Origin of the sequence: Aeromonas sp. 600774 (assembly GCF_049175075.1) — a bacterium.
Lineage (GTDB): Bacteria > Pseudomonadota > Gammaproteobacteria > Enterobacterales > Aeromonadaceae > Aeromonas > Aeromonas veronii_A.
Map to the genome: position 1 here is coordinate 137,610 of NZ_JAAKUJ010000012.1, position 17,633 is coordinate 155,242.

17 protein-coding genes are annotated in these 17,633 nt (G+C 61.5%); 13 read left to right on the plus strand and 4 right to left on the minus strand.

The features are described 5' to 3' along the window. Nucleotides 1-8: 8 nt before the first annotated feature. The 4 genes from G5171_RS14505 (at nt 9) to G5171_RS14520 (ending at nt 3,406) form a co-directional block, all read left to right on the plus strand. The gene (locus G5171_RS14505) at nt 9-101 is read left to right on the plus strand and encodes a YnhF family membrane protein (protein ID WP_005341891.1); all 93 of its coding nucleotides are present in this window, start codon (nt 9-11) and stop codon (nt 99-101) included. Between the two features lie 103 nt (nt 102-204). Further along, on the plus strand, nt 205-1,614 hold the full coding sequence (locus tag G5171_RS14510; protein ID WP_005341889.1) for a sensor histidine kinase: 1,410 nt from the start codon (nt 205-207) through the stop codon (nt 1,612-1,614). Next, on the plus strand, nt 1,611-2,129 hold the full coding sequence (locus G5171_RS14515) for a hypothetical protein (RefSeq protein ID WP_337073300.1): 519 nt from the start codon (nt 1,611-1,613) through the stop codon (nt 2,127-2,129). Before G5171_RS14510 ends, G5171_RS14515 begins: the two co-directional genes overlap by 4 nt. Next, nucleotides 2,126-3,406: a sigma 54-interacting transcriptional regulator gene (locus tag G5171_RS14520; RefSeq protein WP_337073301.1), complete on the plus strand. Its 1,281-nt coding sequence runs from the start codon at nt 2,126-2,128 to the stop codon at nt 3,404-3,406. Before G5171_RS14515 ends, G5171_RS14520 begins: the two co-directional genes overlap by 4 nt. A 1-nt stretch (nt 3,407) precedes the next feature. On the opposite strand, the gene G5171_RS14525 is transcribed toward G5171_RS14520, so the two are convergent. Further along, nucleotides 3,408-3,890 (minus strand): DUF1097 domain-containing protein, encoded by a 483-nt coding sequence (locus G5171_RS14525; RefSeq protein WP_421250895.1) that lies wholly within the window; start codon nt 3,888-3,890, stop codon nt 3,408-3,410. Nucleotides 3,891-4,258: 368 nt separating this feature from the next. Between G5171_RS14525 and msrP the strand changes: the two genes are divergently transcribed. Together msrP and msrQ are read left to right on the plus strand one after the other, a co-directional pair. Then, entirely contained in the window at nt 4,259-5,260 is a 1,002-nt protein-coding gene (gene msrP, locus G5171_RS14530; protein WP_216979934.1) for a protein-methionine-sulfoxide reductase catalytic subunit MsrP, read from the plus strand. Continuing rightward, the gene (msrQ, locus tag G5171_RS14535) at nt 5,251-5,877 is read left to right on the plus strand and encodes a protein-methionine-sulfoxide reductase heme-binding subunit MsrQ (RefSeq protein WP_216979935.1); all 627 of its coding nucleotides are present in this window, start codon (nt 5,251-5,253) and stop codon (nt 5,875-5,877) included. The genes msrP and msrQ overlap by 10 nt, the downstream gene beginning before the upstream one ends. Here the strand turns inward: msrQ and G5171_RS14540 are convergent. Continuing rightward, a complete protein-coding gene (locus G5171_RS14540) occupies nt 5,874-6,122 on the minus strand; it encodes a PepSY domain-containing protein (protein WP_139741270.1) in 249 nt (82 codons plus the stop codon). The two genes, msrQ and G5171_RS14540, sit on opposite strands and share 4 nt — an antisense overlap. A gap of 63 nt (nt 6,123-6,185) precedes the next feature. On the opposite strand from G5171_RS14540, the gene G5171_RS14545 reads away from it, so the two are divergent. From G5171_RS14545 to G5171_RS14560, 4 genes are read left to right on the plus strand one after another with little or no spacing between them, the layout of a single operon-like run. Then, complete coding sequence (locus G5171_RS14545; RefSeq protein ID WP_139741269.1) at nt 6,186-6,524, plus strand: PepSY domain-containing protein; 339 nt, start codon at nt 6,186-6,188, stop codon at nt 6,522-6,524. Nucleotides 6,525-6,545: 21 nt separating this feature from the next. Continuing rightward, the gene (locus G5171_RS14550; protein ID WP_005341873.1) at nt 6,546-7,202 is read left to right on the plus strand and encodes a response regulator transcription factor; all 657 of its coding nucleotides are present in this window, start codon (nt 6,546-6,548) and stop codon (nt 7,200-7,202) included. Beyond that, nucleotides 7,199-8,548: a sensor histidine kinase gene (locus G5171_RS14555; protein WP_236347911.1), complete on the plus strand. Its 1,350-nt coding sequence runs from the start codon at nt 7,199-7,201 to the stop codon at nt 8,546-8,548. Before G5171_RS14550 ends, G5171_RS14555 begins: the two co-directional genes overlap by 4 nt. A gap of 41 nt (nt 8,549-8,589) precedes the next feature. Continuing rightward, nucleotides 8,590-9,051: a hypothetical protein gene (locus G5171_RS14560; RefSeq protein WP_005341871.1), complete on the plus strand. Its 462-nt coding sequence runs from the start codon at nt 8,590-8,592 to the stop codon at nt 9,049-9,051. Nucleotides 9,052-9,136: 85 nt separating this feature from the next. Here G5171_RS14560 and torA read toward each other — a convergent pair whose 3' ends face one another. Together torA and G5171_RS14570 are read right to left on the minus strand one after the other, a co-directional pair. Further along, entirely contained in the window at nt 9,137-11,617 is a 2,481-nt protein-coding gene (torA, locus tag G5171_RS14565; protein WP_421260357.1) for a trimethylamine-N-oxide reductase TorA, read from the minus strand. A 23-nt stretch (nt 11,618-11,640) separates the two neighbouring features. Continuing rightward, nucleotides 11,641-12,771: a NapC/NirT family cytochrome c gene (locus tag G5171_RS14570; protein WP_421245168.1), complete on the minus strand. Its 1,131-nt coding sequence runs from the start codon at nt 12,769-12,771 to the stop codon at nt 11,641-11,643. 277 nt (nt 12,772-13,048) lie between these two features. Between G5171_RS14570 and G5171_RS14575 the strand changes: the two genes are divergently transcribed. The 3 genes from G5171_RS14575 (at nt 13,049) to G5171_RS14585 (ending at nt 17,610) form a co-directional block, all read left to right on the plus strand. Beyond that, nucleotides 13,049-15,016, plus strand: coding sequence for an ATP-binding protein (locus G5171_RS14575; RefSeq protein ID WP_421260358.1), 1,968 nt, complete (start codon nt 13,049-13,051; stop codon nt 15,014-15,016). Nucleotides 15,017-15,071: 55 nt separating this feature from the next. Further along, nucleotides 15,072-15,569, plus strand: coding sequence for a response regulator (locus G5171_RS14580; protein ID WP_236347921.1), 498 nt, complete (start codon nt 15,072-15,074; stop codon nt 15,567-15,569). A gap of 67 nt (nt 15,570-15,636) precedes the next feature. After that, a complete protein-coding gene (locus tag G5171_RS14585; protein ID WP_421260359.1) occupies nt 15,637-17,610 on the plus strand; it encodes a DNA topoisomerase III in 1,974 nt (657 codons plus the stop codon). The last annotated feature ends 23 nt before the right edge of the window (nt 17,611-17,633 follow it).

Consider the following 17,633-nt stretch of genomic DNA (forward strand, 5'->3'; position numbering starts at 1 on the left):
AGGTTTGCATGAGTGTGGAGCTGAAATGGGCGCTGTTGACCGCTTCGGGAGCATTGGCGATGATCCTGACCATCTGTCTGGCCTCTGTCGCGTTAGCGTGAATCATCACAATCCAGATAATCCAAACCGGCCCGTTGGCCGGTTTTGTTTTTCGGGGCGCTGCGGCTATGCTGGCGCACCGGTGAGAAAGCAAGAGAAGAGATGATGACCAAGGTTCGCCCACGCTCCCTGCTGCAAGTGGTATTGATGGGATTCGTGCTGGTGCTGATGCCGCTGGGTGGGATGATCTGGCACAACAGTACTGCCCTTGCCCACCTCAGCCAGCTCACCAGTGACGAGATGGAACGGGCGGTCAAGGATACCCGTCGCGCCACCCTGCTGACGGCGCAGGTTATCGACATTGAACGTACCTTGCGCCGCTTCGCGGTGCTGGGGGATCGCCGCAGCCTCACCAGCTATCAGCAGCAACTCGACGGGTATCGGGTATTGCTGGCAGAGCATCGCAACTCCATCTCCGACGGCCAGCTCTATAGCGGGCTCGACCAGGGGCTGGCCTGGCTCGACAGCTTGCAGGATGCCGCGTTGGCACGAGCGGCAGTGGCTGGCGACAAGCTAGAGCTGTTTAACGATGCAAACAAGCAGCTCGAAATGGTTACCCGCAGCCGGGTTGATGAGCACATGGATCGGGTACGTCTCACCATCGCCGGATTGACCAGGGAGCTCTGGTGGGTGAGCGGTGCCGTGGCAGCCATCAGCTTGCTGCTGGTCTTTATCTTCACTTACCTCATCATCCACCCGGTACGACAGATTGAGTCGCGCATCTTGAGTCTGGGGGCGGGGGTGGAGCCCGATCCTCATCCGGTCGATGGCCCTGCCGAGCTGGTGTTGCTGGGGGAGAGGATCCTCTGGTTGCACGACAAACTCAAGGAGCTGGAGCAGCAGAAATACCAGTTCCTGCGCCATGTCTCCCACGAGCTCAAGACCCCGTTGGCAGTGCTGCGGGAAGGCTCGGATCTGCTCTGCGAGCAGTTGGTCGGGCCGTTGACGCCGGATCAGCTGGAGATCTGTCAGATGCTTGACGAGAGTAGCCGTCGTCTGCAGACCCTGATCGAGCGGTTGCTCGACTTTAATCGCCTCAGCCAGCAGGAAGCCTTCGAGCTGGAGTCCGTTCCCCTGCAGCCCATGCTGTCAGAACTCATCGTGGAATATCGGCTTGCATTGGAGTCCAAGCAGATCCGTGTACACTTGCCGACTGGGCCGGTTGCCCTGTGGGCGGAGCCTTACCGGCTGCGACTGATCCTCGATAACCTCTTCTCCAATGCCGTCAGTTACGGCGCCAGCGGGGGCAATATCTGGATCAGGGCAGGACAGGACAAACAGATAAGCTGGCTGGAGGTAGCCAACGAGGGGCCAGAGATCCCTGCTGCCGATCAGCAACGTATTTTTGAACCCTTCGAACAGGGCAGTACAGTGCGGCAAGGTGTATTGAAAGGCTCTGGTATGGGCCTCTCTATCGCCCGTGAGTCTGCCCATAGCCTCGGAGGTGAGTTGGTTCTGGTAAGAGATGAACAGGCAGATGTCTGCTTCAGGTTGACGTTGAAAAGAGAACTATGAAGATACAGCGCGTATTTCCAGCCCTGATGATGGGGTTGCTCGCGGGTTGCGGCCTGCTGCCACAGCACGAGCAGCAGAACTCCTCCGATATCGCTTTTGCCAAGCGGATGGAGTTTGCCAACAAGGAGATGCAGGTACGTCTGCAATACTCCGACTGGTTGCTGGCCAGCCATCCCCAGCAGCGTGTGCAGGAGCGTCAACGCCTGAAAGGGGCGGGAGATCTTGAGAGCCGGGTCAGTCTGGCGATGGTGGATTCCCACCCGGCCGAATCGGTGGCCAATCGCACCGCCGGGCTGGTGCGCCTGAAGCAGATGCTGCCCGAGCTGGGTCTTGATGCACAGGCTTTTTTGCGCAGCTGGATCGCTCTCGGAGAGCAGTTGCTGGCTCGCGACAGCCGGCGTGATGATCAGAGTCAGGAGATCCAGCGGCTGCGTCGTCAGATCGAGCAGCTGACTGCAATTGACGACCAGCTCAACCAGCGCAAGCTGAATGAGAATCGTGAGGCTATACCATGAGCCGGATCCTGTTGGTGGATGACGACGTCAGCCTGCTCAAACTGATGAGCATGCGGCTGCGCAGTCAGGGTTATGAGGTGGATACCGCCGACAGTGCGGAGGGAGCCCTTGATCGGCTTCGTCAGCAGCGGGCCGATCTGGTGTTGAGCGATTTGCGGATGGGGGGGATGGATGGCCTTGCTCTATTCGAGCGGATCCAGGCCCAGTGGTTGGGGCTGCCGGTCATCATCATGACTGCCCACGGCACCATACCGGACGCTATTCAGGCCACCCGCTCCGGCGTCTTCAGCTTTCTGACCAAACCCATCAACAAGGACGAACTACTGGCCACCATCGAACATGCGCTCAGCTTGACCCGGCCGAAACAGCAGCAGGAGTGGCAGTCGTTGATCCTGACCCGCAACCCCCAGCTGGAACAGTTGCTGATTCAGGCCCACAGCATCGCCACTATGGAGGTCCCTGTGCTGATCATGGGGCCATCCGGTTCCGGCAAGGGGGCAATGGCGCAGGCGTTGCACCAGGCCAGCCAGCGGTGCGACAAGCCGCTCTATACCATCAACTGCGCCGCCATTCCCTGGGCTTCCCTCGATCTGCAACTGTTTGGTGAAGATGGCCAATCCGGTCTGTTCGAGCAGGCCAAGGGGGCGACCCTGTTTCTTGACGAGATTGGCAGCTTATCTGAATCCTTGCAGGCCAAGCTGCTGCAGGTGATGGAAGAGTATGGCCAGGGCACGCCTGAGGTACGGGTGCTCAGCTCCAGCCATCAGGATCTGGTCAAGGCGATGGAGGAGGGGCGCTTTCGGGACGATCTCTTTTACCGTCTTAACGTTGCCAACATCACTTTGCCCTCTCTCAGTGCCCGTAGTGAGGACATTCCGCTGCTTGCCAGACAGGCGCTGGATGATTATCGCTGCCGCCATAGCGACTGTGCGGCTATGGGCTTCTCACCGGAGGCGCTGGCGATGTTGGCCGCAGCCGCCTGGCCGGGTAATGTGCGTCAACTCTGCAACCTGGTGGAGCAACTCGCCAGCCTCTGTTGCAGTCCGGTGATCGGGGTCTCCATGGTGGAGTCCGCGTTGAGTGGTGGGGGCGGCGGCATCCCCTCGTTCAACGAGGCGCGGGCAGAATTCGAGAAGGAGTATCTGATCCGTTTGCTGCGCACCACCGAGGGCAATGTGACCCTGGCGGCCAACATGGCGGGCAGAAACCGTACCGATTTTTACAAACTATTGAATCGGCACGGTATCGAGGCAGCAAACTTCAAATCGAAGGGATAAATCAGGCGGGATCAATCGCTGCCGGAGCAGCATCGGCTTTTTGGGTTTTATGGGAGAGCCATAAGCCGCTCGCCTTCATCAGGTAACCGAACAAGGCGCCGATGATGAGGGAGGGGAGGATCAACCGCCACTCGCCAGCCGCCCCGAAGGTGGCACAGCAACCGGCAAAGGTGCCTGGAATGTAGCCGAGCCACTGCTGCTTGGCCTGCACGCACATCAGGGTTGCGACTACCCCCGTCATCACATAACCCGCCACACCCGCCCCCCACAGACTGTCGCCATGGATCAGTAGCAGTGCCCACAGCATGCCGCTGGTGTTGCAGAAGATGGTTTGCAGCAGCGCCTTGTAGCCACCGCTTGACGCGAAATAGCTGGTGCAGCCGAGAAAGCCGACCCAGGAGATAAGGCCGAACGCGACGGCAATCCAGCCCCAGACGGCGGAGAGAATTCCAGTGGTGAGGGCGATGGCGATCAGTGGGCTCATGGGGCGACTCTTCAGTTGGCTTCGCAAAAGGGGCAGCCTACCTCCGGCAATCGGACCGGCAAGCGGGGGCGGAATTGTGTGTGATCTGCATCACTCTTTTCAACTCAGGAATACGCTTGCGCTCGCGAAAAAAATTCATTGGTGACCGGCCTGACACTCGACCATAGTTAGAGGCCCTGTCCTGCTCATGGAGTGAGTCTGATGGCGCCCAATGTGATCGTTCCCCTACTGGTGTTCGTAGTCCTGTTTCTGGTCGGAAATATGGCCAAGGCGCTGCCTCTGCACCACATAATGTAATCTTGTGTGAAATAAAAATCTGCCGGGGCGGGTCTTATCCATAGTGCCTCACTCAGCCCCGGGAGTTTTTCATGTTGATCAAGCGTCGTACCGCCCACCCCCTCACCGAACAGGATGTCACCCCGGAAGCCGTCTATCAGGACCGCCGCCTCATTCTCAAGGGGCTGGGTCTGGGGGCGGCCACCCTGGCGTTTCCCACTCAGGCCGGTGTACTCGATCTGCTGCGCGGTAAAGAGGATGCTCCCCAATTAGCCACCCAGCCGCTCAACAGCAAGCCTGCGGAGCGCCCGGCCAATCTGGTGCTGACACCGGAAGAGAAGGCAACCAGTTACAACAACTTCTATGAGCTCGGCACCGACAAGTCCGACCCGGCTCGCAACGCACATTACCTCAAGCCCGAACCCTGGACCCTCAAGGTGGAGGGGGAGGTGGCCAAGCCCTTTACCCTAGATGTGTGGGATCTCATCAACAAGAGCGAGCTGGAGGAGCGGATCTACCGGCTACGCTGCGTTGAAGCCTGGTCCATGGTACTGCCCTGGAACGGCATCTCGCTGGCAGAGATCATCCGCCGCGCCGAGCCCACCAGTCGCGCCAAGTTTGTCGCCTTCGAGACCCTGTTTGACCCGAAACAGCTGCCGGGGCAGGCCTCCAGTCTGGGGGGCGGCATCGAGTATCCCTACGTGGAAGGTCTGCGTATCGACGAGGCGATGCACCCTCTCTCTTTCCTTGCGATGGGGCTCTACGGCAAGACCCTGCCCGCCCAGAATGGCGCGCCGATCCGGTTGGTGGTGCCGTGGAAGTACGGCTTCAAGAGCATCAAGAGCATCGTCTCGATCCGGCTGGTAGAGGAGATGCCTCCGACCACCTGGAACCTGCTGGCTCCTAACGAATATGGCTTCTACGCCAACGTCAACCCGCAGGTGGATCACCCGCGCTGGAGTCAGGCCAGCGAGCGCTTTATCGGCGAGGGTGGAGTGTTTGGCGCCAAGCGTCAGCCGACCCTGATGTTCAACGGCTATGGTGACGAAGTCGCCTCGCTCTATCAGGGGATGGATCTGCGCCAATGGTACTGAGATTGAAACCGGCCCATGTTAGCGGCTTGCGGGCGCTGGTGCATCTGGGCTCCCTCGGCTTCCTGCTTTGGCTGGTTTTTGCCATTCCGGCAGGTCTGCTGGGGGGCGATCCGGTGCCCGAGCTTATCCACTACCTCGGCAAGGGGGCGCTCAACCTGCTGCTGCTCACCCTGCTGGTGTCACCGCTGGCCAAGCGCTGGCGGCAGGGGCCGCTCATCAAGCTGCGCCGCCCCCTCGGGCTCTGGTGTTTTGCCTGGGCGTTGCTCCACTTCATGGCGTGGCTGGGACTGGATCTGCAGTTTGACTGGGGCTTGATTGGCGGCGAGCTGGTCAAGCGCAGCTACATAGTGGTGGGGATGGTGGCCCTGCTGCTGCTGGCTGCCCTCAGTATCACCTCGCTGCCCGCATTGCAGCGCAGAATGGGCGCAGCATGGCAGAAGCTACACAACTGGGTTTATGCGGTAGCCCTGCTGGTGCCGGTGCACTACTGGTGGTCGCTCAAGAGCGGTTGGGGGGAGCCCCTCATCTACCTGCTGCTGGCCTGCGCTCTGCTTTGGCCGAGGCGGGAGAAGCTGCTGCGCCCCATGCGAGGACGCTGGAACGCAAAAGAGGCCTAATCGGCCTCTTGTTGTTTGATCTCGCCTGTGTAGGCATCAATGATGAGATATACCGTCTGATCCTGGCGATTGAGGGTTTTGACCTCGAATTTGTCCCCTTCCAGCTCCACTTCCCGAATGTCGTGATACCCTTGCGCCAGCAGGAGTTTGACCAGCCCGGCCATGTCGAGACGGCTCTGTGCCGCCCAGCTTGTGGCGCTCAACAGGCAAAGGATCAGCAGGAAACTGCGCGGGATCATATTCATTCCGGATTCATGGCTGGCAGACTATAAACGCCATTATGTTAGGTTTTTGGAGATGAATCATCCATGAATAGAGCGCTCCCTCTGCTCGGGTTATTGCTGCCGGTGCTGGCACAGGCGGTCACGCCTGATGAAGCCCAGCTGCAGCAAGCTGTCCATGAGGGACGGGTTCGGCCCTTCCATGAAATGATGGAGGTGGCGGCCAGGTTGCCGGTACGGGTGTTGCGGGTGGATCTGGGAGAAGAGGATGGTATCTGGCTCTATGAACTGCGCGTCATCGATCGGGAAAACAGCGTGATCAAGGTAGCCTATCGGGCCGACAACCTTGAGCTGGTGTGGGCCAAGGGCCACCACCTGGAGCGTCTGTTCGAACCGCCTGTCTCTCCGATCGAGGATGATGAATAACCCCAGAGTGGAAATCTGTTCATGCGAATTCTGATTGTTGAAGATGAAAAAATCCTGGCCGGCCAGCTGGCTGAGCAGTTGCGCCTCTCCGGCTTTGTCACCGACCTCTGCCATGATGGCAACGAGGCCGGTTTTCTCGGCGAGACCGAACCCTACGATGCCATCATTCTCGACCTCGGCCTGCCTGGACGCGATGGCCTGAGCGTGTTGAAGGAGTGGCGCAGCAAGGGGATCGATACGCCGGTGCTGGTGCTGACCGCCCGTGGCCAACTGCACGAGAAGATTGAGGGGCTAAACGCCGGTGCCGATGACTACCTCACCAAGCCGTTCCAGGTGGCCGAGTTGGTGGCGCGGGTCCATGCGCTGGTGCGACGGGCTGCCGGCAATGCCAGCTCCGTTCTGGAGATTGGCGGGGTGCGGCTCGATATGGCGGCCTCCCAGGTGTGGTACGAAGGGACCCCCATCAAGCTGACCGCCCACGAGTTCCGGGTGCTGGGTTATCTGATGCAGCACAGGGGCAAGGTGGTATCGCGCAGCGAGCTGATCGACCACATCTATGCCCAGGATTTCGATCGTGACTCCAACACCGTTGAGGTGTTCATCGGCCGGATCCGCAAGAAGACCCATCCAGACTTGATTGAGACAGTGCGTGGTCTCGGATACCGGATCAACGAATGAGGTTGGTCCGAACCCTTCGGGGGCGGCTGCTTGCCATTGCGCTGGTGTGGTGCGGGCTGTTTCTGTTCGCTACCGGCTTCAGCCTGCAGACCATGATGCGCAACTACTGGCAGGAGGCAGAGGCTGACGGCTTGCGCCTGCAACTCTACGATCTGCTCTCCCGGTTGGAGGTGGAGAAGAGTGGTCTGCCTGTGGTGATCGAACCGATGGCCGATCCCCGTTTCAGCCAACCTTACTCCGGCTACTACTGGCAGCTGGAACTGGGGGAAAATGTGGTGGGCCGCTCCCGCTCCCTGTGGGACACCCATCTGGTGAGCCATGGCCTCAAGTCTGCCTTTGGCGATCCTGACCTCTTTTTTGGCAAGGGACCCAACAAGGAGCCGCTGCTGATCATGACCCGTACCGTGCTGTTGCCCGGTTCGGATCGGGTCTTTACCCTGGTGATGGCCAAGGACAGCAGCACCCTGATCCAGACCCTGAAGAAAACCCGCATCAGCCTGTTCCTCGGTCTCGGTTTTGCCGCCGCCGGTCTGGTGCTCGGCTTCATGTTCCAGATCGTCTACGGTTTGCGGCCGCTGCACCTGCTACGCCGTGAACTGGGGCGGGTTCACGAGGGTCATCAGGAGGGATTTCGGCTGCGCTATCCGCTGGAGATCCAGCCGCTGGTGGAGGATATCAACCGGCTGCTGCACCACTACGGCGAGCTGCTGCAGCGGGCCCGTGCCCACACCGGCAATCTTGCTCACGCCCTCAAGACGCCGCTCAGCATCATGCGCAATCAGGTGGCACAGTTGCCGCCGGAGGATCAGGCCGCCATCGGCGAGCAACTCGACCAGATCCAGCGCCATATCGACTATCACCTCGGCAAGGCGCGGGTGACCGGCGCTGCCAAGATCCTCGGGGTGTCGACCCCGGTGCGGGCGCGGGTGGAGTATATCTGCCGCGCTTTCTCCCGCCTCTATCCGGGCAAGACGGTGGATCTGCAGGTGCCCGCCAATCTGGCGGTCGGGGTGGAGGAGCAGGATTTCGACGAGATGGTGGGCAATTTGCTGGAGAACGCCTTCAAGTGGTCAGCCAGCGAGCTGCGTATCTCCAGCGCCGAGCTGGGGGGCTGGATCACCCTGCGTATCGAGGATGACGGCCCCGGCATGAGCGAGGATCAGATCGCCAAGGCGGTGCTGCGCGGGGTGCGGCTCGACGAGAAGGTGCCGGGTTCCGGTCTCGGTCTCAACATCGTATCCGATCTGGCGGAAGCCTATCGAGGCAGCTTTATTATGGGCCGCGCCGAACTGGGCGGGCTGGCCGCCTCCCTCTCGTTGCCCAAGGTGGCAAGGGTCGAGAGCTAGGCATAAGATATGGCATTTGTTTTAGCCTGAGGAAGAGAACCATGACCGACGATCCGTGGGCCCTGTGCCATCTTGACGATTCATTCGATGCCTCTGTACTGGGGGTCAAGGGCGCCCAGATCCAGTGGTTTGAAGATCGGGATGGCCTGATTGCCTATCTGCTGGAAGATTATGTCGATCTGCTGGCCGATGTGGGCGAGCTGGACGAGGAGCAGACCGAACAGGCGCGTGAGCGCTTCACCCTGCTGGTGGAGCAGAGCTTTGACGATCGCACCCTGATGGATGCTATCAACGATCTCGCCTCCGGCTTGCGCCGCATCGCCTGGTTGGGGCCACTCTCGGAGCTGGCGGAGATCAGCGACGACTTTGCTTCCGGTCTGCGCCGTTACTTCTGGAGCCAGTACGATGGCGATGAAGATGACCCGGACGCCTGGGTGCCGGAAGAGCTGTGGCCGCAGCTGGTGGAGTGCGCGCAGGAGTATATGGAAGAGGGGGATTTTTAAATCTGTCCGGACTATGTGTGCTCTTTGGCAGACAGATAAAGAAACGGCGCCTTGATGGCGCCGTTTTTATTGGGTGGCAATCGCCTTAGCCGTTGGCCGGTACCGCGTGGGCGGTGTTGGCCAGCACAGGTCCTGTGTACTTCTCGATCTGCAACTGGGCCATGTGGCCGCAGTTGCCCTGTGCCAGACTGGACGAGCCTTCGTCGAAGGTGAGGCAGTTGACGTTGCCGTTTTTGCAGATGCTGCCCGCTTCGCCCGGCTTGGCCGGGTCGTACCAGGCCCCTTCGCAGATCCGCACCACCCCTTGGCGCACATCTTCGGAGAGCAGGGCGCCCACCAGGATCTGGCCGCGCTCGTTGAAGGCACGCACCAGATCCCCCTGGGCGATACCACGAGCCTTGGCATCCAGCGGATGGATCATGATCGCCTCGCGGTCGGCGATGGCGAACTTGTCCCGCAGCGGAGTGTTGTCGAGCTGGGAGTGCAGCCGCTGGGTCGGGTGGGAGGTGTTGAGCGACAGCGGATAGCGCGCCGCCACCTCGCTCTTCACCCACTCTTTGGGCTCATACCACTTGGGATGGCCGGCGCAGTCGGCATAACCCATCCCGGCTACCGTGTTGGAGAAGATCTCGATCTTGCCGGACGGGGTACCGAGCGGGTTGAGCAGCGGGTTCTCGCGAAAATCGGCGTGACGGATCCACTGGCGGTTGGCCTCGGGGATCGGGAAGCGGATGTAGTTGTTGGACTCCCAGAACATGTTGAACGGCGGCAGTGCAACGCGGGCACCGCGGGCCTGCGCCGCCATGCCGTCGTACATCTGCTTGAGCCACAGCATCTCGTCCTTCCCTTCGGTGTACTGCTCCTGCACACCCAGCTTGGCGGCGATGGCGCTGAAGATGTCGAAGTCGTTGCGGGACTCGTGCTGGGGCGGCACGCACTGGTGCATCGGGAACACATAGCGCTGGGAGTAGTCGCCCCCCATCTCCAGATCATTGCGCTCGTAGCTGGTGGTGACCGGCAGCACGATATCGGCGTGCTTGGCGGTAGCGGTCCAGTAAGGCTCGTGAACGATCACGGTCTGCGGTTTGCGCCACGCCAGCAGCAGGTTGTTGGTGTCCTGATGGTGGTGGAAGGGGTTGCCGCCCGCCACGTAGACCAGCTTGATGTCCGGATAGGTCACCTTGCGGCCGTTGAAGTCGATGGTCTTGCCCGGATTGGCGAGACAGTCGGCGATGCGGGCCACCGGGATCGGTGCCGGGCTGTTCTTCGGTGCGTTGCCGGCGGAGATACCGGCCAGAATGCCGCCTTTGGCGGTGGGGCTGCCACCGGAGGAGTAGTGGTAGCTGAAGCCGTAGCCGCCGCCCGGCAGGCCGATCTGGCCCAGCATGGAAGCCAGGGTCACCAGCATCCAGTTCGGCTGTTCGCCGTGCTGCTGACGCTGCATGCCCCAACCGGCCATGATCATGGTGCGCTTGGCGGCCATGTCGAGGGCCAGCTGGCGAATCACCTTGGCATCGACGCCGCAGACAGTGCTCGCCCACTCGGCACTCTTCGGCTGACCGTCATCCTTGCCGAGCAGGTATGCGAGGAACTTGTCGAAGCCGACGGTGTAGCGATCGAGGAAGGCCTGATCGTGCTTCTTCTCGCTGTAGAGGGTGTGAGCGACACCCAGCATCATGGCCACGTCGGTGTAGGCGTTCGGGGCAATCCACTCGGCGCCGACCAACTTGGCGGTCTCGTTGTAGACGGGATCGATGCTGATGACGCGGGTGCCTTTCTCTTTCAGCGCCATGAAACCGGCCTGACCTTCGTGATCCGGCATGTTCCAGCTGTTCTTCAGGGTCACCTGAGCGTTGACCCCCCACAGAACGACCAGTTCGGCGTTCTCGACCACGTTGGGCCAGGCGGTCTGCTGCTCGTACACCTCGATGGAGCCCATCACGTGGGACATGATCACCTGAGCCGCGCCGGTGGAGTAGTCACCGGCATAACCGGTGAAGCCGCCGGAGAGGTTCATCAGGCGGTGCAGCAGGGTGCGGCTGTTGTGGAACATGCCGACACTCTTCCAGCCGTAGGAACCGGCGTGGATCGCCTGTGGGCCGAAGTCACTCTGCACGCGCTGGATTTCACCGGCCACCAGTTCGATCGCTTTGTCCCAGCTCACTCGCACCCACTCGTCGGCGCCGCGCAGCTCCGGCTTGGCGCCCGGACCATGCTCCAGCCAGCTCTTGCGCACCATGGGGTACTTGATGCGGTTTTTGGCGTGCACCTGGAACGGCGCCATGTCGATGAGATCGTTCGGCGCCGGATCATCGGCTACCGGCTGGACGCGCACCATGCGGCCATCTTCGACGATCGCCTCGAACGCACCCCAGTGGGCACCAGTCAGAATGCCCTTCTGGGCGGGCACCAGAGTCGGGAACTGGCTCAATGCGGTGCTGATGGCTTGCGCCAGCGCACTCTTGGGAAAAATGCCGCCGAGCAGGGGCAGGGCTGCGCAGGCGCCGAGCCCTTTGAGCAGGTTGCGGCGGGACAGATTGGTCTTCTTGTCATTGAAAAAAGTCATAACGGTTTTCCTCTGTGCCAGCCTTAGTGGGCCGCGCTCATGTCACTGGCGTGTTTCTGGACATACTGGGTCAACATGCGAGCCTGTTCCGGGGTCAGGGAGGTACGAGACTCCATCCCCTTGATGACGCCGATCCACTGGTTGGCATTGAAGTGATCCAGCGCGGTGAGGCCGTGGCAGCCGGTACAGTTGTTGGACATCAGGGTGGAGGCGTATTGCCACAGCTTACCCTGATCGCCGATAAGCTGGCTCTGGTCGACCCAGGCGGTCAGCTTGACCTGATGCCAGGTGAGGTTGGTGGCGCTGTCGGTTTCGCTCTGGCCGGTGACCAGCGCTTTCTTGGCGGCATCGCCGACCAGTACGCTGAGGATCCGTTTGCCCGGTGCGGCGTAGAACACTTCGCTCACACCATCCTGTTGCCAGCCTTCGATCTGCACCTTGGCGCGGCCGTTTTCGTTGGCCAGCACTTCCACCTTGGTGGAGGGCATCAGGGTGCCTTCGTCGGTCTTGGCTGCGGCATCGAGGAACAGCGGGGTGGTAGCGATGGCGTAACGGGTGGTGATGTTGGCCGGGGTCTGGGCCGCAGCCTGCGCCAGCTCACTGGCACCGGCGGCAGCCAGGCCGCTCATGTCTGGCATGATGTGGGCGACACCGCGGTGGCAGTCGATACAGGTCTGGCCCTCCTTGATGGCGACCGGGTGTTCGGCACGGGCATTGGGGCGCTGGGCCAGAATGTCCATCGCCTCGTAGCTGTGGCAGCTGCGGCAGGTGGCGGAGTCGTTGGCTTTCAGCTCGTCCCAGACCGACTGGGCCATACGCAACTTGTGGGCCTCGTATTTCTCAGGGGTGTCGAGGGTGCCGATCGCCTCGTGATAGATATCCTTCACTGCACGGATCTTGGTCCACAGGTAGGAGGCTGGCTCATTGGGAATGTGGCAGTCGGCGCACTCGGCACGGATCCCCTTGGTGTTCTGGAAGTGGACACTGCCCTGATACTCGGCCAGCGGTGTCTGCATGGAGTGGCAGGAGACGCAGAATTCGGTGGAGCTGGTCTTGTGCAGCACGGTCACGGTGACACCCAGTGCCGCGACACCCAGCAGGGCCCCGAGCAGCAGGAGCCAGAACCAGGTTTTTCTTATCAGTTTTCCAATCATGGCGGCGTTTTCCTACGGTCAATAATTACCTACATAGTACTAGTCCAATAGTAGTAGTAATGATAGGGATAAGGCGTTGACCTCCATCATGGTTTATATTTTTTGATGGAAGTCACACTCAATTCATAGTTCTGTTATTGACAATAATATCGAATTAAATTCTGTTTTATTGTATTTATCCGCTTTTGACACTTTCCTTGGCAGCTGTTAGCCCCCTCGCAAAACCCCACAAGATTCGTTGATATAGTGAACAGTGAGCCACAACGGAGTGTCGCCGATGAGCCCTTTCTCACTGCTGTGTGTCGCCGCCAACGTGCAGCTGCTGACCGAATTCGAACAGGAGCTGGCCCCGCTGCTCGGCCATTTTGCGCTGGTGGTGGTGGTCGGGCAGGAGTCGGCGGAGCTGGCCCTCGACGAGCTGGACCGCAAGGGGCAGCCGCCCGCCGTGGTGGTGTGTGACAGCGAGCTGGGGGATGGGCGAGGGGCCGATTTTCTAATCCGCCTCGGCAGCCGCCACGAGGCGTGCCGCAAGATCCTGTTGGGCAGCCAGCCGGAGATGAAATCGATCATCGAGGCGGTCAACCTCGGTCGTCTCGACTACTACCTGCAACGCCCCTGGCGCGATGGCAGCCTGCGCCGGGCGGTGATCGAGCAGGCCAGCCACTTTGTGCTGCTCCAGCCCGAGGCTGACCTGCTGAGCTATGCCGCCGTGCTCGACAACCAGAAGTTGCTGCGGGTCCACGTTGATCGCCAGTTGGCGGCCTATCGGCAGGGTTTTATGGATTACACCCACTGCAGTGATGAAGAGCTGTCGCGGGTGGTGATCGACGGCCTCTACCAGTTTTTCGATGGCAATGACGAGGCGCGGGTCTGCCGCCACTACAGTCCGGGCCATGTGCTGACCCGCGAGGGGGAGCCCAACAGCTTTCTCTGGTTTATCGCCAAGGGGGAGGTGGTGCTGCGCAAGCGGGACGAGCAGGGGATCGATCAGGAGGTGGTGCACTACCGCACCGGTTCGCTGGTGGGGGGTATGTCCTTCGTGACCGGCGAACCCGCCTTTACCACCGGGGTGATCCTGACCGGCGCCGAGGTGATCAAGCTCGACAAGCTGCAATTCTCCCGGGTGATGCAGGCGCGCAGCGAACTGCTCCCCTCCTTTACCAACCTGCTGCTGCGCCACTTCAACCGCCGCCTGCAAAACAGCATCCGTACCGAGATGCGGCTGCAACAGACCCTCAACTCCCTCGATGCCGCTCACGCCCAGCTGGTGGAGAGTGAAAAGATGGCGATGCTGGGTCAGCTGGTGGCCGGTGTCGCCCATGAGCTGAACAACCCGGTGGCGGCCATCATCCGTGGCAGCGAGACCCTGCGGGCTGCCATCCCCGATCTGGTCAATCTCGAACTGCCTGCTCCCATCAAGGGGCTGGGCAACCAGACCCTCTGTCAGGCGCTGACCGCACAGCCGGTTTCGACCAGCGAGATCCGCGACAAGACCCGGCTGGCGGAGGGGCGCTTTGGCGATCGTCAGCAGGCGCGGCTGGCGGTGCAGATGAATCTGGATGACGAGCTGAACTGGCAGCGCTGGTTTGCCAGCCGCACCGCCGCCGAGCGGGAGGCGCTGCTCGCCCGGCTGGAGCTGTTCCAGCAGACCGGCAGCTTCCTGCGCAATATCGAAGTGTGTGCCCGTCGCATCGGCGATCTGGTCAAGAGCCTCAAGCAGTATGCGCGGCAGGATCGGGCCGAGCCCTCGCTGGTGGACCTGCACGAGGGGCTGGAAGATACCCTGATGATTTTCGAAAACCGCCTCAAGCATCATGAGCTCTGCAAGGAGTACCAGCCGTTGCCGCTGGTGCGCTGTCACCCTATCGCCCTGCAACAGGTGTGGACCAACCTGATCGCCAACAGTCTGGATGCCATGAGCGGCCCGGGGCGACTCACCATTCGCACCGGGTTGCTGGATCCCGAGTGGGTCATGGTAGAGATCGAGGATAGCGGTTGCGGCATCGAGCCCGAGCTGTGGCAGCGGATCTTCGATCTCAACTTCACCACCAAGCGGGAGGGCCATTTCGGCCTCGGGATTGGTCTGAGCGTTTCGCTGCAGATAGTTCAGCAGCACCACGGCCGGATTGAGGTGGCCTCCGAACCGGGCCATTACACCCGGATGCGGGTCTGTCTGCCGCTGGATGGCATGGGGCAGGCCGGTTACGGGGGCGAACCTCATCACAACAAGGAGCATGCGGCCTGAGCCGTCGCCAGCATCAATCGCGCGGCGTGCCAAACCATGTCGCCAAGGAGGAGCAATGAACAAACACTATCTGATCCTGTGTGTGGACGATGAGCGGGAGGTGCTGGATGCGGTGATCCACGATCTCGCCCCGTTCCGTTCCCACTTCGAACTGGAAGCCGCCGAGAGCGTCGACGAAGCGCGGGAGGTGGTGCACGAGTGGGAAGAGGAGGGGGGCAAGCTGGCGCTGATCCTCTGCGATCACATCATGCCGGGAACTTTGGGGGTCGACTTTCTGGTGGAGTTGAACCGGCGTGCCACCACCCGTGCCAGCCGCAAACTGCTGCTGACCGGGCAAGCGGGGCTGGAGGCCACCGTCGAAGCGGTCAATCGTGGCGGGTTGCACTACTATCTGGCCAAACCGTGGAAGCTGGAGACCCTGCAAGAGGCGGTGCGCGAACAGCTGACCGACTACCTGCTGGCAGAAGATGGCGACAACGCCTTCCACTATGCGCCGCTGCTCAATCAGGCGCGGTTGTTTGCCGCTATCCACGATCACCCGTTCGACGAATAGGGGCAGTTGGGCTTTCGCGGTGGCAGTTGTATACTGTCTGCATATACAGTATTGCAGGTAGCTACCGATGCGACTCTTTATCGCCGAGAAGCCCACGCTGGGCCGCGCCATTGCCGATGCCCTGCCCAAGCCCCACAAGAAGGGCGACGGTTTTATCGAAACAGCCCAAGGGGATGTGGTCACCTGGTGCATCGGCCATCTGCTGGAGCAGGCCGAACCCGATGCCTATGACGCTGCCTTCAAGCAGTGGCGGATGGAGCATCTCCCCATCATCCCCGCCCAGTGGCAGCTGGTGGCCAAGCCCAAGACCAAAACCCAGCTCACCGTCATCAAGCGACTGATCAAACAGGCGGACTGCGTGGTCAACGCCGGTGACCCGGATAGGGAAGGGCAACTGCTGGTGGACGAGGTGATCGACTTTCTCGGCTACCCGAAAACCAAGCCGGTGCAGCGCTGCCTCATCAGCGATCTCAACCCGCCTGCGGTGCGCCGCGCTCTCGAGAAGCTGAGGGACAACAAGGAGTTCGTGCCGCTGGCGGTCTCCGCGCTGGCCCGCAGTCGGGCCGACTGGCTCTACGGCATCAACATGACCCGCGCCTACACTCTGCTCGGGCGCAAGGCCGGTTGCAGTGAGCTGCTCTCGGTTGGCCGGGTGCAGACCCCGCTGCTGGGGCTGGTGGTGCGGCGGGATCTCGAGATCGAGGCCTTCGTGCCCAAACCCTTCTACGAGGTGCTGGCCCATCTGCTGACCGACGGCAACGAGCGCTTCACCGCCAAGTGGCTGCCGTCGGAAGCCTGCCTGCCGTGGCAAGATGAGGAGGGGCGGGTGCTCAATCGGGCGCTGGCCGACAAGGTGGTGAGCCGGATCAATGGCCAGCCCGCTCAGGTCGAATCGGTGGAGGAGCAGGCCCGCAAGCAGGCGGCGCCGCTGCCCTACAACCTCTCCTGCCTGCAGATCGATGCCGCCAAGCGGTTCGGCATGGATGCCAAGCGGGTGCTCGACATCTGCCAAAGCCTCTACGAGCGCCACAAGCTCATCACCTATCCGCGCTCCGATAGCCGCTATCTGCCGACCGACCATTTCAAGCGGGCCGAGCAGGTGCGCGGCGCCATCGCCGCTACTGCGCTCGCGCTGGCCAAGGCGGTGAGCGAGGCAGACGGCAAGATCCGCAGCAAGGCGTGGAACGACAGCAAGGTGGATGCCCACCACGCCATCATCCCCACCGAGAAGCAGGGCAACCCCGCCACGCTGGGGGCCGACGAGGAGAAGCTCTATGGCCTGATTGCCCGACAGTATCTGCTGCAGTTCTATCCCCCATTCGAATACAACGACAGCAAGGTGCTGCTGCGCATCGCCGGTGGCCTGTTTCAGGCCAGGGCACGGCGAATCCTCAAGGCGGGCTGGAAGGCGCTGCTCGGGGTGGAGGAGGATGACGACGAAGAGAAGGCCGGTACCCTGCCGGCTCTGAAGGAGGGCGAACAACTGCTGTGCGAGCGGGGCGAGTTGCAGGAGAAGATGACCCAGCCACCCAAGTCGTTCACCGATGCCACTCTGCTGGCGGCCATGACAGGCATCGCCCGCTATGTGCAGGATCCCGAGATCCGCAAGACCCTGCGCGACACCGATGGCCTCGGCACAGAAGCGACCCGGGCCGGCATCATCGACCTGCTGTTCAAGCGCCGCTTTCTGGTGCGTCAGGGTAAGAGCATCAAGGCGACCCCGACCGGGCGGGCGCTGGTGCAGGCGCTGCCTGCCACTGCCACCACGCCGGATATGACGGCGCTGTGGGAGCAGAGCCTAGGCCAGATCGCCGAGCGACACGGCAGCTATCAGCAGTTTATGGGGCCGCTCACCGAGCAGCTCAACGGCCTGATTGAAGGGGCGCGGCAGGACTCCGGCGCCAGCTTCAGCGCCCTGCTCAAGGAGGCTCCGGGTGCCAGCAAACGGCGTTTTACCAAACGCAAGAGTCCGGCGGCCAGCACGACTGGCGGGCCCCGACCGCGCAAGACGGCCAGCAAGCGCCAGACCAGGGCGGCATAACGAAAAAAAGGCGCCCATCACGG

Excerpts from the sequence above, each read along its gene's own strand:
- G5171_RS14505 (WP_005341891.1), top strand. The coding sequence starts at position 9 with ATGAGTGTGGAGCTGAAATGGGCGCTGTTGACCGCTTCGGGAGCATTG.
- G5171_RS14510 (WP_005341889.1), top strand. The coding sequence starts at position 205 with ATGACCAAGGTTCGCCCACGCTCCCTGCTGCAAGTGGTATTGATGGGA.
- G5171_RS14515 (WP_337073300.1), top strand. The coding sequence starts at position 1,611 with ATGAAGATACAGCGCGTATTTCCAGCCCTGATGATGGGGTTGCTCGCG.
- G5171_RS14520 (WP_337073301.1), top strand. The coding sequence starts at position 2,126 with ATGAGCCGGATCCTGTTGGTGGATGACGACGTCAGCCTGCTCAAACTG.
- G5171_RS14525 (WP_421250895.1), bottom strand. The coding sequence starts at position 3,890 with ATGAGCCCACTGATCGCCATCGCCCTCACCACTGGAATTCTCTCCGCC.
- msrP (WP_216979934.1), top strand. The coding sequence starts at position 4,259 with ATGTTGATCAAGCGTCGTACCGCCCACCCCCTCACCGAACAGGATGTC.
- msrQ (WP_216979935.1), top strand. The coding sequence starts at position 5,251 with ATGGTACTGAGATTGAAACCGGCCCATGTTAGCGGCTTGCGGGCGCTG.
- G5171_RS14540 (WP_139741270.1), bottom strand. The coding sequence starts at position 6,122 with ATGAATATGATCCCGCGCAGTTTCCTGCTGATCCTTTGCCTGTTGAGC.
- G5171_RS14545 (WP_139741269.1), top strand. The coding sequence starts at position 6,186 with ATGAATAGAGCGCTCCCTCTGCTCGGGTTATTGCTGCCGGTGCTGGCA.
- G5171_RS14550 (WP_005341873.1), top strand. The coding sequence starts at position 6,546 with ATGCGAATTCTGATTGTTGAAGATGAAAAAATCCTGGCCGGCCAGCTG.
- G5171_RS14555 (WP_236347911.1), top strand. The coding sequence starts at position 7,199 with ATGAGGTTGGTCCGAACCCTTCGGGGGCGGCTGCTTGCCATTGCGCTG.
- G5171_RS14560 (WP_005341871.1), top strand. The coding sequence starts at position 8,590 with ATGACCGACGATCCGTGGGCCCTGTGCCATCTTGACGATTCATTCGAT.
- torA (WP_421260357.1), bottom strand. The coding sequence starts at position 11,617 with ATGACTTTTTTCAATGACAAGAAGACCAATCTGTCCCGCCGCAACCTG.
- G5171_RS14570 (WP_421245168.1), bottom strand. The coding sequence starts at position 12,771 with ATGATTGGAAAACTGATAAGAAAAACCTGGTTCTGGCTCCTGCTGCTC.
- G5171_RS14575 (WP_421260358.1), top strand. The coding sequence starts at position 13,049 with ATGAGCCCTTTCTCACTGCTGTGTGTCGCCGCCAACGTGCAGCTGCTG.
- G5171_RS14580 (WP_236347921.1), top strand. The coding sequence starts at position 15,072 with ATGAACAAACACTATCTGATCCTGTGTGTGGACGATGAGCGGGAGGTG.
- G5171_RS14585 (WP_421260359.1), top strand. The coding sequence starts at position 15,637 with ATGCGACTCTTTATCGCCGAGAAGCCCACGCTGGGCCGCGCCATTGCC.